At 63.2% G+C, this 14,310-nt stretch carries 17 protein-coding genes and 1 pseudogene; 9 read left to right on the forward strand and 9 right to left on the reverse strand.

The window, feature by feature from the left end:
- The first annotated feature begins 228 nt into the window (after nucleotides 1-228).
- From WBB85_RS01020 to WBB85_RS01060, 9 genes are read left to right on the forward strand one after another with little or no spacing between them, the layout of a single operon-like run.
- Nucleotides 229-618 (forward strand): FlgB family protein, encoded by a 390-nt coding sequence (locus WBB85_RS01020; RefSeq protein WP_432636761.1) that lies wholly within the window; start codon nucleotides 229-231, stop codon nucleotides 616-618.
- A gap of 12 nt (nucleotides 619-630) precedes the next feature.
- A complete protein-coding gene (flgC, locus tag WBB85_RS01025) occupies nucleotides 631-1,023 on the forward strand; it encodes a flagellar basal body rod protein FlgC (protein ID WP_432636763.1) in 393 nt (130 codons plus the stop codon).
- Between the two features lie 17 nt (nucleotides 1,024-1,040).
- The gene (gene fliE, locus WBB85_RS01030) at nucleotides 1,041-1,340 is read left to right on the forward strand and encodes a flagellar hook-basal body complex protein FliE (protein ID WP_432636764.1); all 300 of its coding nucleotides are present in this window, start codon (nucleotides 1,041-1,043) and stop codon (nucleotides 1,338-1,340) included.
- 2 nt (nucleotides 1,341-1,342) lie between these two features.
- Nucleotides 1,343-1,609, forward strand: a complete 267-nt coding sequence (locus tag WBB85_RS01035) for a flagellar biosynthetic protein FliQ (RefSeq protein ID WP_432636780.1) — start codon at nucleotides 1,343-1,345, stop codon at nucleotides 1,607-1,609.
- A 3-nt stretch (nucleotides 1,610-1,612) separates the two neighbouring features.
- On the forward strand, nucleotides 1,613-2,332 hold the full coding sequence (locus WBB85_RS01040) for a flagellar hook-basal body complex protein (protein WP_432636765.1): 720 nt from the start codon (nucleotides 1,613-1,615) through the stop codon (nucleotides 2,330-2,332).
- Between the two features lie 10 nt (nucleotides 2,333-2,342).
- Nucleotides 2,343-3,128: a flagellar basal-body rod protein FlgG gene (flgG, locus tag WBB85_RS01045; protein ID WP_432636766.1), complete on the forward strand. Its 786-nt coding sequence runs from the start codon at nucleotides 2,343-2,345 to the stop codon at nucleotides 3,126-3,128.
- Entirely contained in the window at nucleotides 3,128-3,550 is a 423-nt protein-coding gene (gene flgA, locus WBB85_RS01050) for a flagellar basal body P-ring formation chaperone FlgA (RefSeq protein ID WP_432636767.1), read from the forward strand. Before flgG ends, flgA begins: the two co-directional genes overlap by 1 nt.
- 10 nt (nucleotides 3,551-3,560) lie before the next feature.
- Nucleotides 3,561-4,286: a flagellar basal body L-ring protein FlgH gene (gene flgH, locus WBB85_RS01055; RefSeq protein WP_432636768.1), complete on the forward strand. Its 726-nt coding sequence runs from the start codon at nucleotides 3,561-3,563 to the stop codon at nucleotides 4,284-4,286.
- Nucleotides 4,287-4,294: 8 nt separating this feature from the next.
- On the forward strand, nucleotides 4,295-4,810 hold the full coding sequence (locus WBB85_RS01060) for a flagellar basal body-associated FliL family protein (RefSeq protein WP_432636769.1): 516 nt from the start codon (nucleotides 4,295-4,297) through the stop codon (nucleotides 4,808-4,810).
- A gap of 42 nt (nucleotides 4,811-4,852) precedes the next feature.
- Here WBB85_RS01060 and WBB85_RS01065 read toward each other — a convergent pair whose 3' ends face one another.
- From WBB85_RS01065 to WBB85_RS01105, 9 genes and pseudogenes are all read right to left on the reverse strand, one after another.
- Nucleotides 4,853-5,239 (reverse strand): hypothetical protein, encoded by a 387-nt coding sequence (locus tag WBB85_RS01065; RefSeq protein ID WP_432636770.1) that lies wholly within the window; start codon nucleotides 5,237-5,239, stop codon nucleotides 4,853-4,855.
- The gene (locus WBB85_RS01070) at nucleotides 5,236-6,321 is read right to left on the reverse strand and encodes an EscU/YscU/HrcU family type III secretion system export apparatus switch protein (RefSeq protein WP_432636772.1); all 1,086 of its coding nucleotides are present in this window, start codon (nucleotides 6,319-6,321) and stop codon (nucleotides 5,236-5,238) included. Before WBB85_RS01070 ends, WBB85_RS01065 begins: the two co-directional genes overlap by 4 nt.
- Complete coding sequence (locus tag WBB85_RS01075; protein WP_432636774.1) at nucleotides 6,318-7,094, reverse strand: flagellar biosynthetic protein FliR; 777 nt, start codon at nucleotides 7,092-7,094, stop codon at nucleotides 6,318-6,320. The genes WBB85_RS01070 and WBB85_RS01075 overlap by 4 nt, the downstream gene beginning before the upstream one ends.
- A complete protein-coding gene (gene flhA, locus WBB85_RS01080; protein ID WP_432636775.1) occupies nucleotides 7,091-9,178 on the reverse strand; it encodes a flagellar biosynthesis protein FlhA in 2,088 nt (695 codons plus the stop codon). Before flhA ends, WBB85_RS01075 begins: the two co-directional genes overlap by 4 nt.
- Nucleotides 9,178-9,960 (reverse strand): transglycosylase SLT domain-containing protein, encoded by a 783-nt coding sequence (locus WBB85_RS01085; RefSeq protein WP_432636776.1) that lies wholly within the window; start codon nucleotides 9,958-9,960, stop codon nucleotides 9,178-9,180. Before WBB85_RS01085 ends, flhA begins: the two co-directional genes overlap by 1 nt.
- Nucleotides 9,961-10,043: 83 nt before the next feature.
- Nucleotides 10,044-12,497, reverse strand: a complete 2,454-nt coding sequence (locus WBB85_RS01090; RefSeq protein ID WP_432636777.1) for a hypothetical protein — start codon at nucleotides 12,495-12,497, stop codon at nucleotides 10,044-10,046.
- Between the two features lie 53 nt (nucleotides 12,498-12,550).
- Nucleotides 12,551-13,420: a flagellar motor stator protein MotA gene (motA, locus tag WBB85_RS01095; RefSeq protein ID WP_432636778.1), complete on the reverse strand. Its 870-nt coding sequence runs from the start codon at nucleotides 13,418-13,420 to the stop codon at nucleotides 12,551-12,553.
- Nucleotides 13,421-13,506: 86 nt separating this feature from the next.
- On the reverse strand, nucleotides 13,507-14,109 hold the full coding sequence (locus WBB85_RS01100) for a MotE family protein (RefSeq protein ID WP_432636779.1): 603 nt from the start codon (nucleotides 14,107-14,109) through the stop codon (nucleotides 13,507-13,509).
- Nucleotides 14,106-14,310: pseudogene (locus WBB85_RS01105) on the reverse strand (hypothetical protein); the annotation flags it as partial. The pseudogene WBB85_RS01105 and the gene WBB85_RS01100, both read right to left, overlap by 4 nt.

Here is a 14,310-nt window from a genome sequence, read left to right on the forward strand (position 1 = left end):
GTTGTACCCGGTCGCCCAGCCGCCAGTCACCGGCAACACCCGCGACCTTCAGCACGCCGCGCCCAACCTCGGTCACCCGGCCCAGCCTGTGGGCCGCCTCGCATCCGCCGATTTCCGCCCTGAGTTGGTCCAATCCGATCGCAGCCATTCTGGCCTCCCTTTGTTCTGCAACCGTTTCTAAACGAATCGCAGTTAAGGCTTGATTGAAAGCTCGGAGGAGAAGCCCCGATGTTCGAGAAACCAGAGGTGCTCACACTAGCCTCGTCGCTCGCCGCTCATGCGGCCGAACGGCAATCGGCCATCGCCCGGAATGTGGCGAATGCCGATACGCCCGGTTACCGGGCCCGGGACCTACCCGATTTCGCCGCAACCTACCGGGCTGAGGATGCCGGGGCTTTGCGCCAGACCCGTGCCGGTCATATCGGCGCACCCGCGACACCTGCGACCTATACCGTCAGCGAACGCGCCCATCAGGGCACGCTGTCGCCGAACGGCAATTCGGTTTCCTTGGAAACTGAGATGGTCAAGGCCGCCGACGTAAGGCGGGATCATGATCTGGCACTGGCGATTTACGGCAAGTCGCTGACCATTTTGCGCGCCTCGCTCGGGCGCCGTTGAGGGGGATGACAGATGAGTGATTTCAGCCAAAGCCTCTCGGTTGCCGCCAGCGGGATGGAAGCACAGGCGATGCGGCTGCGCCATGTGTCCGAGAATATCGCCAATGCCGACACGCCCGGCTATCACCGCAAGACCACGGCTTTCGAGGCGGTGGTGCAGGGTGGTGAGGCCACCGGCGCGGTGCGGCTGGGTGATGTGAAGCTCGACCAGAGGGACCTGACGCGGATCCTCGACCCCGGCCACCCGATGGCCGATCAGAATGGCTACTACGACGGCTCGAATGTCGATCTGGTGGTCGAAATCGCTGACGCGCGCGAAGCGCAACGCAGCTACGAGGCGAATCTCAGGATGTTCGATCAGACCCGGCAAATGTCGGCCAGTCTGCTCGAACTCCTGCGCCGCTAGACGAGAGGAGGTCCAGAATGGACGTGAGAACCTCTTTCGCCGCGCAAACCTACGCGCAGGCCCGGCCGGCAACCCAACCGTCGCCGAATGCGGCGGGGCTGGCCGGTGCCCCGAATGCCTTCACCGCGCTGGCCGACGATTTCGTTCGGACGCTGAAAGCAGGCGAAGACACCGCCAAGGCAGCGATGACCGGGGGCGCGGACCCGCATGCGCTGGTCGAGGCGCTGGCGGCCAGCGAACTGGCGGTCGAAACCGCGGTGACTTTGCGCGACAAGGTCGTCGAGGCCTATCAGGAAATCCTCAGGATGCCGGTGTGATGATGGAAGAAGCGGTCTTCTTCGACACGATGCGGCAGGGATTGTGGATCGCGGTGGTGATCTCGGCCCCGCTATTGACGGTCGCACTGGTCATGGGGGTCGCGATCGGGCTTTTTCAGGCGCTGACCTCGGTGCAGGAGATGACGCTGACCTTCGTGCCCAAAGTCGGCGCGATGATCGCGGTCTTCTGGGTCTCCATGACCTTCATGTCGGGGATGCTGGTGGCGTTCTTCACCGACCGCATCATTCCTTTGATCGCGGGGATCTGAGCGATGGACAACGCAACCTACACAACGCTGAACCGCCAGTCTGGCCTGATGGCCGAAATGCGGGCGGTCGCGAACAACATCGCCAACCTATCGACGACGGGGTTCCGCAAGGAAGGTGTCATCTTTGCCGAACATGTGGCCGAACTGGAAGGGGCCGAACCGTCCCTCTCGATGGCCTCGGCCGAGGGGCGGATCGTCAACCTTGCGCAAGGCACGCTGGTGCAGACCGGCGGCAGCTTCGACCTTGCCATCGAGGGCGAGGGGTTCTTCCAGATCGAAACGCCCGAGGGCAATCGCCTGACCCGGGCCGGTTCGTTCACACCCTCACCAGAGGGTGAGCTGATGACACCGGACGGGTTCCGGCTGCTCGACCTTGGCGGCGCGCCGGTTTTCGTGCCGAGTGATGCGGGCGCAATTTCCATTGCGACCGACGGAACGGTCTCGGCCGGTGGCGATCCCATCGCGCAGGTGGGTCTCTTCATTCCGGCCGACCCCAATGGGCTGGTTCATACCGGGGGAACCCGGTTCACCGCCGAGGCCGGGATCGAACCCTATGAAGGCGGCACCATGTTCCAGGGGTTCCTTGAAAATTCCAACGTCAACCCGGTGGCCGAGATTGCCCGCATGATCGAGGTGCAGCGCGCCTATGAGATGGGGCAGGGCTTCCTCGATGCCGAGGATCAGAGAATCCGATCGGTGATCCAGACCCTTGGCCGGACATAAGGAGAAATAGATGCGCGCCCTTCAGATTGCCGCAACCGGAATGAGCGCCCAGCAGATGCGGGTCGATGTCATCTCGAACAACCTCGCGAACATGTCGACCACGGGCTACAACGCGCGGCGCGCCGAATTCGCCGACCTGCACTACCAGCAACTGACCCGGCCGGGCACGATCAATGCCAATGACGGAACCATCGTGCCGACCGGCGTGCAGGTGGGCCTCGGGGTCCGGCCCGCTGCGGTCACGGTAAACGTCGCGCAAGGCTCGCTCTCGACCTCCGGCGGCGATCTGGATGTGGCAATCGAAGGGCTTGGATTTCTGGAAGTAACCCTGCCTTCCGGCCTCTCGGCCTATACCCGCGACGGGGGGCTGAAGCGGACCGGTGACGGGCTGATAGTGACCTCGGACGGTTATCAGGTCGCACCGGGGATCACGATCCCCGCCGACGCGCGGTCGCTGTCGATCAACGCCTCGGGTGAGGTTTATGCCTATTTCTCCGACCGGGTGCAGCCCGAATTGCTGGGGCAACTGACACTCGCCGGGTTCGTCAATGAAAAGGGGTTGGAGGCGATCGGATCGAACCTGTTTCTGGAAACCTCCGCATCCGGTCCCGCTGCGATTTCCGTTCCGGGTGAAGACGGTCTTGGCACGCTCCGGCAGGGGTTTCTTGAAGATAGCTCCGTCGATGCCGTGCGCGAGATCACCGATCTGATCGAGGCGCAGCGTGGATATGAGCTGAACGCCAAGGTCATCACTGCCGCCGACCAGATGCTCGGCGCGACGACGCAGGTCCGCTGATGCGCATCATCGCTGCCATATGCGTCCTTTTGGCCTGGCCCGCCACGGCCGAGACGCTGGTGGCTGCGCGAACGCTCAGGGCGCAGACCATCGTCGCCCCCAACGATTTTGTCGTTGCGTCGGGGACGATCCCGGGAACCGCCGCTGATCCGGCCGAGGTAATCGGGCTGGAGACGCGCGTCGCGATCTATCAGGGCCGTCCGATCCGCACAGCCGATCTGGGCCCGCCAGCGATCATCGATCGAAACCAGATGGTCATGCTGAATTATCAGGCGGGTCCGCTGAACATCAGCGCCGAAGGCCGCGCCCTGGGACGGGGCGGTATCGGTGACCGCATCCGCGTCATGAACATCGCGTCCCGCACGACCGTTACCGGCATGGTTGCCGCTGACGGGTCCGTGTGGGTAACCGCCGACCGCTGAGGGGAAGAGCATGAAATATCGACTGATCCTGATTGCCGCATTGATGCTTGCAGGCTGTGAGCGGCTGGAGAATGTCGGCAAGGCGCCGGCTTTCACCCCGGTTGAGAGTGGCAATGAATATTATGCGATGACGACCGCCGGCATGCCCCTGACCACCGGCCCGCGCCAGATCACCGATGGCGCCTCGCTCTGGTCTGGTGCGCGCGGGTCGCTGCTGGGCGACCGGCGGGCGGGCCAGCGCGGCGACATCATGACCGTCGTGATCGAGATCAACGACAAGGCCGAGATATCGAACTCGACGGGGCGGTCCCGTTCCTCCTCGAACGCCATGGGGGTTCCGCATCTTCTGGGCATTCCGCAAAGGCTGGACGCCCGGTTACCGGCCGGGGCGAGCATGGCCAATGCGGTTGGAACGAATTCATCGTCGGACTATCAGGGTGACGGGTCGGTTGCGCGCAAGGAAAAGCTGACACTGCGGGTTGCTGCGACTATCGTCGAGACGCTGCCGAACGGTGTGCTGCGCATCCATGGATCGCAGGAAGTGCGGGTGAATTTCGAGGTCCGCGAGTTGATCGTTCAGGGCTTTGTCCGGCCCGAGGATATCTCGCGTCAGAATGAGATCACCTATGACAAGATCGCAGGCGCGCGCATTTCCTATGGCGGGCGCGGACAGATCACCGATGTCCAGCAGCCGCGCATCGGCAGCCAGGTCGCCGATATCATCCTGCCGTTCTGAGGTCTGCCATGCGCAAGCTGTTGCCAATCATCCTCGCCCTGCTTGGCCTTGGCCTTGGTGGCGGGGCGGGGCTTCTCTTGCGCCCGCCACCCGAAGAGGTGGTGGAGATCAATCCCTGCGGCGATGGCGACGGGCATGAGGATGCGATGGCCGGAAGCCATGCCGAAGAGAGCGGGCATGACGAAGAAGGCGAAGCCCCGATCCACGACTATGTGAAGCTCAATAACCAGTTCGTCGTGCCGGTTGTCGAACATGGCGACGTGGTGGCGCTGGTCATCCTGTCGATCAGTCTGGAGGTCGTCGCTGGTAACACCGAGGCGGTCTATCTGCGGGAACCGAAGCTCAGGGATGTCTTTCTGCAAGTCCTTTTCGATCACGCCAATGCGGGCGGCTTTGACGGGGCCTTCACCCAATCCAACAATATGGATGTGCTGCGCAGCAGTCTTCTTGAGGTCGCGCGCAAGATCATGGGCTCGGTGGTCACAGATGTGCTGATCATCGATATCGTGCGCCAGGACGGTTGAAGGGGCAGGGCACCCGCAAAGGCAGCGGGGCCGGTTTCCAAGTCAACGCGTATCGTCGCTGCGTCTGATACGTCGTTTCGTCGTCTGATCGGTGATCCTTTCGCGCAGCTGTTCCAGAACCCGGGCGCGCCCAAAGGACAGGGCAGCATTGTCACGGTGCCTGCGCCAGATCTCGGTCAACTCAGCGAGGTCCCTGTCCAGATCTGCGCGCTGGACAGTTACCAGACGGCCGAAGCTTTCCTGCGCCGCGATTGATGCGATATCGGTTGCGGGTAACTGGTGTGAGGCGGCGGCGGCACTGTCCAGCGCGTCGATGCGGGCCTTGACGCGATCGCGCGCTGTGTCTGCCCGGGCGACCGCCATCAGATCGGCCTCTTTCCTCATCGCAGCGATACGGGCAAGCGCCTCCAGTCTGGCTTTGTTGTTCACGATCCTCTCCGGGCCCGCGCGCGTTGGCGCATGCGTTCGGCAAAGCGGATAGCCGCAGCCACCGGGGCATAGTGTTCTGGCCGCACCTCATGCCCGATCTCGATTGTTGCGTGTAGTGCGCGCGCGGTGGGTGGATCGGAATGCAAGGGCACGCCTGCTGTCATCGCAGCCTCGCGTATCCGCGCGGCGACATCGTCAACACCCTTCGCTATGCAGACCGGCGCCCGGCCGCTGTTGCGGTCCCAGCGGAGCGCAATGGCATAGTGAGTCGGGTTGACGATCACCACATCGGCCTTGGGCACATCGGCCAGCATGCGGTTCATCGCGATCGCCTCGGCCCGCTGCCGACGCTGGCCGCGCATATGCGGATCGCCTTCGGACTGTTTCAGCTCATCCATCAGTTCCTGGCGCGACATGCGGTTCTTGCGCAGGTGTTCGTGCCGCTGCCAGAGATAGTCAAACGTGCCGAGCACGCCGGTGAAAAGCAGGATGAGGAAAAGAAACTCCACGATCATCTGTGCAAGATCGGAGACCGCGAGTCCGGGATCGAGGTTCTGTGCCATCAGAACCCGTGGCAGTCGCGTGGTCAGAAAGATGCCGAGGAGACACGAAATCAGGATCAGCTTGATCGTGTTCTTGCCGAATTCGAAGAGGCCCGAGCGCCCGAATTTCTGTTTGGCATTTGCTACGGGGTCGATCCGTGACAATTTCGGCTGCAACTTCTCGGGCGCGAAGACCCAGGCGCGCTGGGCGAAGATCACCCCGACGACGGCAATGGCGGGCAGCAAGAAAAACGGCGCAAGCGGCAGGACCGCGCCAACGATCACAGCCCCCGCGGTTGCGACCCCGCCGCCGAGAAGCGAAAGCGACAGCATGTCGGACCGGTCGAGCAATGCGACCCCATGGTCGCCGAACGCCCGAAGCGCCACGGGTCCGCCAGCCATCGCCGCCAGCAACAGCCCGGCATATCCCGCCGCGACGGCGAGTTCTGCCGAACGGATGACTTCCCCGCGCGCCCGCGCATCGTCGAGCTTTTTCTGGGTGGCTTCATGTTCCTTCTCGGTGCTGTCTTCCTCGCTCATGGCGGCCCTCCGAACGGGTCGGAAAGAAGGGCGGAAAACCCGCTGACCCAGATTGCCAGCCCAAGTGGCGCGGCAATGGCCAGTAGGATGAGGGCCCCGGCGGTCAGGGCCGGGGCGCCGACAAAGGCGACCATGAGTTGCGGCATTGCCCGGTTGATGGCCCCAAGCGCCAGATTGTAGATCAGGGCCGCCATGACGAAAGGTGCTGCAAGACTGAAGGCCAGGGCGAAGGCGCGGGCGACATGACCGATGCCCCATTCGCGGATGATTCCGGCATCGGGAAACGCGCCGGGCGGCAGCACGTCGTATGAAAGGATCAGCAGTTCAGCGAGGCGGACATGAAGCCCCGCCATCATCGCCAGCGCCAGACCGGCCGCGACGAACAGATGCGACATGGTTGGCATCGGTTCCCCTCCCGCGCCGAAAAGCTGTGCCAGAGAGGTCGATTGCGCCGCTATCGCCCCGGCCACTTCCAGCGCCAGAACCATCAACCGCAGGACCAGCCCAAGCGCGAGCCCGATAGCCGTTTCGGTTCCCAGGCACGCCAGGACCCGGCCCGGATTTACCGTCAGGGGAAGGACCGGCACTGCTACGGCCGGTGCGACGATAGCCGTGAAGGCAAGTGTCAGCACCAGCTTGACACGCACCGGCACCGACCGTTCACCAAAACCCGGCAGAACCGCCATCGCCGCGCCGATCCGCAGGAACACGATGAAACCGACCAACGCCCCCCGCCCGCCGGTTTCAAGCATGGCCTGAAGCAGATCGGTCATACGGGCACCAGTCCGACGATGGAGGGTTTCGCGTCATAGCCGATCTCATCGAAGGAAAGGACCGGCGCGCTGATCCCCTTTGCACCAAGCACCGTCTTCAGGAACCTGCGCCGCCGGGCCGAGGTGATGATGGCCGGGAATGTCCCCGTCTCGCCCGCCTTGCCGATCTTTTCGGCGATATTGATGGCCAGCCGGTTGAACTTGTCGGGCGGCAGCGCGACATCTGTCTGGCCCCGCTCGCCCTCGATCTGATGAGCGGTGAAGGTGTCTTCCCATTCAGGGGCGAGCTGCAGCAGCGGCACCGTACCGTCCGCGCGCCGGATCTCGGCCACGAGTTGAAAGCCGAGCCTGCGGCGGACATGTTCGCAGATCGCTTCGGGATTGCCAGCGCCGCGCCCCTCGGCGATAGCCTCCAGGATCAGGGGCAGGTTGCGGATCGACACCCGTTCTTCCAGCAAAAGGCGCAGGACCGACAAAAGCAGGTCGACGGGCACCTTGTCGGGGATGAGTTCGTCCAGAAGCCGCCGGTTGGCCTCGGCCCGCGCCGGATCGGAAAGGTTGGTGCATTCCTCCAGAAGCCGCCGCACGGCCTTCAACGTCAGAAGTCGTGCGAAATTCCGTTTGATGACTTCCAGCAGATGGGTGGCAAGGACTTCGGTCGGGCCGACGACCGTCGCGCCGGAAAGGGCTGCCTCTTCCTGCCGGGCAGAGGGCACCCAGCGGGCAGGTGCGCCATAGACCGGTTCGCGCACGTCCTGGCCGGACGGCACGCCCGCATCGCCGCCAGCCAGCAGGGCCAGCACATGATCAGGCATCAGCTTGTCGCGCGCCTGTTCCACGCCCTGGATGCGGATACGGTAGGTGCCGCGTTCCAGCAGGGCGTCGTCGGTCAGCCGGATCTCTGGCAGGATGAGGCCGAAGACGGCGGCGACATGGTTGCGCATATTGACGATCCGCGCGTCGAGCCCAGTTGCCGGGTCGAGCACCATGCCCACAAGGTTGGGCGCGAACTCCACATGGATTTCGTCGAGATCCAGAATGTCCCCCATGGATTTGCGTCGCGGCCCGTCGGGTTTCGGGGCCTCGGCAGCAAGGCGCTCAGCCTCTTGCCGCGAGGAGAGGCGACGGACGGCTTCGGCGGCGCCCCCCAGAACAACAGCCCCTGCCAGAAAGGGCAGAAATGGCAGGCCGGGCACCAGTGCAAAAAGCATCATCAGGAAGGCGACCGTGGCCAAAGCGGACGGATATTTCCCAAGCTGGCGGAACAGCTCCAGATCCGCCGCCCCCTTCGCGCCGCCCCGGGACAATAGAAGCGCCGATGCGATGGAGATGATCACGGCCGGGATCTGGCTGACCAGTCCGTCGCCCACGGTCAGGATCGCATAAGTCTCTACCGCGCGGCCGAGCGGCATGCCGTGCAGGGTGACGCCGATGATCAGGCCCATCACAAGGTTCAGAAGCGTGATCAGAAGGCCTGCAACGGCATCGCCCTTGACGAATTTCGACGCACCGTCGAGCGAGCCGAAGAACGTGGTTTCGGCCTGTTCGCGTTCGCGCCGCGCCTTGGCCTCGGCGTGGTCAATCGCGCCTGCGTTCATGTCGCTGTCGATGGCCAGCTGCTTGCCCGGCATTCCGTCCAGCGCGAACCTTGCGCCGACCTCGGCCATGCGTCCCGCGCCCTTGGTGATGACGATGAAATTGACGATCAGCAGAACACCGAAGACGACAAGCCCGATCAGGACCGAGCCCGACATGATGAACATCGCAAAGCCTTCGATGACATCTCCGGCGGCGTTGATGCCGGTATGGCCCTGACCGATGATCAGCTTCGTCGATGACACGTTGAGCGACAGCCGCAGCATCAGCGAGGCGAGAAGGATTGTCGGAAAGGCCGAAAAATCGAGCGGACGCTCGATGAAAAGTGTGACGGTGAAGATCAGAATCGCCAGCGCGAAGGACGCGGCCAGCCCGATATCCAGCACCCAGGCTGGCATCGGCAGGATCATCATCGTGATGATGGCCATCAGGGCCAGCGCCAGCAGCACGGTCGGGCGGAACACCGTGGCAAGCGTCAATTGCGGCATCAATTGACCTCGCTGGACGGCGTCGTACTGGCGAAGAGGCTGGCGCCCCCGCCATTGCCAAGCGGGACGAGCGATCCCAGCCCGGCAAAGGTCCCGGTTTGCAGGAGCGGGTAGTGGTTGACGCGTGGAACAGACAGATCCGCATAGGTCTCTGCCCCGCCATTCGCGACACGCACGATATCGGGGATTTCGGGAATGTCGCTGCCCGGATCGGCAGCGAGCTTGGTCTGGAACCGTTCGAACCGGGCCTGATACCGATTGGCATATTCCGGCGTGCGCGAATGATAGGCCCCCGCCGCCTTTCCCCAGGACCCCATTTCGGCGTGGAGTTCCGTCAGGAACCGTGCAGCGTAGAGCGCATTCGCGAGAGGGTCGAACATCTCTTCGATCGACCGGAACGCCTTGCCGTGCCATTTGTAGTTGATCTGAAAGCAGCCGACATCGAAGCTGCGCGCGCCACGCTTGTACTCCTTGTAGACATAGGCGCGGGCCTCGTCCTCCGTCTCGAACCAGACCCCTTTTCCTTCCATGTTGACCGTCCAGGGCCAGGGTCGGAATGCGCCATCACGCTTGCGCCCGGTTTCCGTGAGCGAAATGGCCCGCAACACAGAAACCGGCACGCCGGAGCGGCGCGACGCCTCGGCTGCGACCTGATCGCAGATGACGGAAAGATCGGCTTCTGTAGAGGCCTTGACCGGAACCGCAATCAGCAGGCCGACAAGGACAAGGCAAAGACCACGGAGGATGCCCCCGGTATAGGGAGCGTTCTGAACATTGGACATTCTGACCTTTCCACGGCAATTCTTGCCTCTTTGCGAGAAAGGCTAGGACGCGGATGTTGAGATTCGGTAAGCGCGTGCGGATCTCACAGGCCGTCTTGCCCCGTGGCTGCCAACAGATCGGTCACCGTCATACGCGCGGCTTGGCTTCCCGCCAGCAGCGCCCGCCCTTTGGCCAGTTCGCCGGTTGGTTCCGGTTCCGCAACATCAGCCCCGGAAAGCGCGGCAATTGACGGACTGTCCTCCGGCACAAGCCGGAAATCGCGGATCGCCCGTTGTATCGCGTCTGGTGTTGCCTCGGCTGCGCCGGCCCAATCGCCCCCCCTCCAAGCGGCCAGCGCCGCAGGTTCTGCCTGACCGAGCGCCGCCAGAGTTTTGGCTGCCGCCAGATGATCACCATCCATAGCGAAGGCCCGGGCCCGAATGTTCATCGCCTCTTGTCCCGGCAATCCTGCGACCTCTGCCAGGGCCGCTGTCGGTTTGAAATCCGTCAGCGCAACCTGGGCCAGCAACAGACGCCCGGCCTCTGTGTGACCGGAACCGTCGGACAGCAGGGCGCGCACCTCGTCGCCAAAGCCCGCATCCGCCAACCGTTGTGCAAGGGAAAGCCGCAGGTCGGCATCCGTAACCGAGGTCAGAAGCGCACGTTCTTCGAAATATGCCGTCAGAAACACCCCTTCGTCGGCGGTTTTCGCGAGCATGTCGAACAACCGGGTGACGGTGTCATGGTGCACCTCCTTGGGCGGAGTGCCGGGCCAGCGGTGAAGCGCGTCGAACGCGGCGGGGAAATCCCCGGATGCGCCCCGTGCCAGAATGTGAAGCCGGGTCAGTACCGGACCGTCCGCCCCGTCCTGGCGTTCATAGGCGAGTGCAGCCGCGGCATCGGCCATCGCCGTGTCGACCGCCTGATGCCGGTCAAGTTGCGATTCTATCGTCAGGATGAGCGCTTCGGTAGCAAGCGGGTCATTGCCGGCAGCAAGTGGGGCCAGCGCCATTTCAGCGCCCTCGGCATCCCCCCTCGCGAGGCTCAGTCGCCCGTCCATCATGCTGAGTGCGGCACCGCCATCACCCGGAATTCGCGCCACGGCGTCACGGATTGCCCGTGCTGACGACGACGCGCCTGCGGATAGCAGCTTTGCCGACAGGCTAGGTCCGAGATGTTGGCGAAGATGTGGTGGCAGGGCGGAAAACGCCCGCAGAACCGCGCCTTCGTCGATTTCGGTGCCTGGCGGCAGATCATGCCGGGCAAGCACAGCCCACATTGCGACAGGCGTGTCGCAGCCCGTCATGCCCGGTAGTGTCCCGCCGTTATTCACTTCGTAACCGTCAAGGATCAATCCGATCTCGTTCAGGGGCGTCACGGCCTCGTTCTGAACATCAAATGAGCCGAGGACAGCGCGCGCTTCTGCACCGAACCCGAGAAAGAGGTAGAGACGGGCGAGCGACAAAACCGCATCATCAGATGGTTTGTCGAACTCACCGACCAGCGGCATGCGCCTTTCGGAAATTTGCACAGATGCCGGACGATCGTCGCCCCAGGTTCCGACGTCGATTCCATCGCGGCCAATACAGGTGCCGCCAGTGGCGGTGAGCGGCGCTCTTGTCACTGTCAGTTTGGAATCGCGGTCGACACTGGTTTCGCTGAGTATACCCGGCGCCGGGGCGCCCATGTCTGCCGATGCCGAAGCCGGAGACGTGGCGGCAGTTTTCATGCCGGTTTCGTGTCCGCGAAGCCTCAGCCTGTCGCGGTCCACTTCCAACAGCCCTTGGGCTGCGGCGCGCCCCAATTGTTCGAGAAGGTCGTTCTGGGCAGAGATCACACGCGGGTCCGGCACGATCGGAACCGACAGAACCGGAAGATCGGGCGCATAGCCTTCGGGGGCCGGACGCTCAGCGGTCAGGTGGTCTGGAAGCGGTTCGGGCTCCACCTCGGGTTCAGGGGGGAGGACATGGGGGAAACTGTCATCCATCGCCACATCGGTCTGGCTTTCCTTCGATTGCGTCCGGGCGTTTGTCGGTGGCGCGACACCGCGCCAGAATAGCGCCAGTCGGGGGTCGGGGGCGGCACGACCGAAACCTGTTGATGGCGGGCGCCAGGCAATTTCGGGTTTCGGATCCGCGACATCAGGGTGCGGCGATGGCGGCGGGCTCTCTTCCGCAGGGGTTGCGGTAAGGATCGGCGATTCGAAGGGCGACGCGGGGGCCGGCGGACCATCGGCAATATCGACAACCACTGAACCGCCCCCGGTCACGAATGCCTTGGCATGACACTCGCAGCCGAGCGTGAAGTGAAGCGTTCCATCACCGGACTGGACAAGATCGGCGATACGGTCACGCGGGATCATCTGATAGATGCGGGAAAGATCAAACTCCACGTTTTCGCGTGCCAGTCGAAGCACATATCCGTTCGCATCGCGTCCAAGCTCCCAATCGACCGGCGTCGCCAGATCCAGAACGATGCGCGAAAAGCCGTCATGCTCACCCGCGCGCACCCGCAGGGTGTCTGCGACTGTCGTCGAAACACCTGCGATCAGAAACAACAGCGTGGCCAATGTTCCGCAAGCGATCCGCTGTCGATGAACGCACGCAGGTTTCATGCCGCGTCGGATTTGACGGCCTTCAGCGCCTCTTCCAGCGCCGAATAGGTTGGACGGAAGTGATGCGGCGTATTCTGGCGGCCGACTTCGATACAGATATTGGCGGCGTGATTGTGCAGGTTGGCGACCAGAACCTCGCGGATCAGCTGATAGAAATGGCTGTCTTCCTCGATCACCGCTTTCAGCTTCACGGCGAAGGGGCCGACAAGGCCGTAAGCCAGAAACACGCCCAGAAACGTGCCCACCAGCGCGCCGCCGATCATCTTGCCGAGGATCTCCGGCGGCTGGTCGATGGAGCCCATGGTCTTGATGACACCCAGAACGGCCGCGACGATTCCGAGCGCCGGCAGGGCGTCGGCGACGGATTGCAGCGCATGGGTCGAATGCATCGCATGATGCAGGTTGGCGTCTAGCTGCTTTTCCAGCACTTCCTCGACCTGATGCGGGTCGTCGTAGTTCATCGACGCCGACCGCATCGTGTCGCAGATCAGTTCGACCGCGGAATGATCATGCTGAATTTTGGGGTACTTGCCGAAGATCGACGAGGCTTCGGGGTTTTCAATGTGCTCTTCGACCGCGACCGGGTTCTGTTTGGCCAGCCGGATCAGTTCGAACAACAGACACAGCAGGTCACGGTAGTCGTCGGGCTTCCAGTAGGCGCCCTTGAAGACCTTGCCGATGTCCTTGAGCGTGTGTTTGATAGAGGCGCCGTCATTGGACAGGACGAATGCTCCGGTCGCCGCCCCGCCGATCATGATCATCTCGAATGGCAGGGCTTTCAGGATGATGCCCAGCTTGCCGCCGGCCAGCATATAGCCACCGAAGACCATGATGAAGATGATCGCGATACCGATGATGCCGATCATGACCTCGTCCTTTCCAGGGGCGCCCCTGTCTTCGGCCGCGCCCTGCTGCGAGCCTTGCAAATGGCTCTTAACATTTCGTCTTCACGTCATTCCCGCGGCGCAGAGGCATTGCGCCCGGCCAGAAGCACGCTGATCGTGTAGGCTTTTTGCGGATCAAGACCGGCCATGACGGACGCGGCGGCCTCTGGTTTCATCCGCGCAAGGAAACCGGCGGCGAAGTCTGGTGCCATCTCTCCGAAAAGTTTGGCGGCATCCTTGGGTTTCATCTTTTCGTAAACCGCAACCAGCCGCACCACATCCTTGTCGGCCGCTTCATCGGCGAGTGTCAGGGTGCTGGCCAGACGTTCCTCGGCCGTGACGAGGGCGGCGAGCTTTTCATCGATCTCTGCCTTGGCCAGGACCAGCGCCTGCTGTCTGTCGGCGATCTGTTCTTCCCGGCGCACCAGCCTCTCTTCGCGGGCGCGCAAACCCTCAAGCATGGCCAACGCACCACCATCGGGTTCGCAGATCTGCGGCATATCCGAGATTTCCGCTTCCGGGTCGCCTGTCTTGGCGAACGCATGCCCCGCCCCCAGGCCGATCCGCAGCAATCCCGATCCGGCCAGCAGAATCGCGATGAAAAAAAGTGCCCCACGCCCAGAACGGCGGGCAGCGCGCTTTGTTGCCTTCTGGGTCTTCTTTACGGTCATTCCGCAGCCTCCATCCGGTCGTCACCATGGCCGCGACGGCGAACGACGCGGAACTTGCGCTCTCCGCTCTCGTTAGGTTCCGGCAAGTCATGCAGCGTCGCCAGCATCAGTTCCAGTTTCGCGGCCGCCGCTTCGGCGCGGGTCGTCATCTCGCGCAGCGACTTGGCCGAATCCCCGGCCGCGCCGCGCGCGGTATCAAGC

This window comes from Albidovulum sp., from assembly GCF_049646345.1.
Taxonomy (GTDB): Bacteria; Pseudomonadota; Alphaproteobacteria; order Rhodobacterales; family Rhodobacteraceae; genus Albidovulum.

Coding starts and splice junctions, on each gene's coding strand:
- motA (WP_432636778.1), bottom strand. CDS start 13,420: ATGATCGGCATCATCGGTATCGCGATCATCTTCATCATGGTCTTCGGT.
- flgH (WP_432636768.1), top strand. CDS start 3,561: ATGAAATATCGACTGATCCTGATTGCCGCATTGATGCTTGCAGGCTGT.
- WBB85_RS01040 (WP_432636765.1), top strand. CDS start 1,613: ATGGACAACGCAACCTACACAACGCTGAACCGCCAGTCTGGCCTGATG.
- WBB85_RS01020 (WP_432636761.1), top strand. CDS start 229: ATGTTCGAGAAACCAGAGGTGCTCACACTAGCCTCGTCGCTCGCCGCT.
- flgG (WP_432636766.1), top strand. CDS start 2,343: ATGCGCGCCCTTCAGATTGCCGCAACCGGAATGAGCGCCCAGCAGATG.
- flhA (WP_432636775.1), bottom strand. CDS start 9,178: ATGCCGCAATTGACGCTTGCCACGGTGTTCCGCCCGACCGTGCTGCTG.
- WBB85_RS01070 (WP_432636772.1), bottom strand. CDS start 6,321: ATGAGCGAGGAAGACAGCACCGAGAAGGAACATGAAGCCACCCAGAAA.
- WBB85_RS01075 (WP_432636774.1), bottom strand. CDS start 7,094: ATGACCGATCTGCTTCAGGCCATGCTTGAAACCGGCGGGCGGGGGGCG.
- WBB85_RS01085 (WP_432636776.1), bottom strand. CDS start 9,960: ATGTCCAATGTTCAGAACGCTCCCTATACCGGGGGCATCCTCCGTGGT.
- WBB85_RS01060 (WP_432636769.1), top strand. CDS start 4,295: ATGCGCAAGCTGTTGCCAATCATCCTCGCCCTGCTTGGCCTTGGCCTT.
- WBB85_RS01100 (WP_432636779.1), bottom strand. CDS start 14,109: ATGACCGTAAAGAAGACCCAGAAGGCAACAAAGCGCGCTGCCCGCCGT.
- flgC (WP_432636763.1), top strand. CDS start 631: ATGAGTGATTTCAGCCAAAGCCTCTCGGTTGCCGCCAGCGGGATGGAA.
- fliE (WP_432636764.1), top strand. CDS start 1,041: ATGGACGTGAGAACCTCTTTCGCCGCGCAAACCTACGCGCAGGCCCGG.
- flgA (WP_432636767.1), top strand. CDS start 3,128: ATGCGCATCATCGCTGCCATATGCGTCCTTTTGGCCTGGCCCGCCACG.
- WBB85_RS01035 (WP_432636780.1), top strand. CDS start 1,343: ATGGAAGAAGCGGTCTTCTTCGACACGATGCGGCAGGGATTGTGGATC.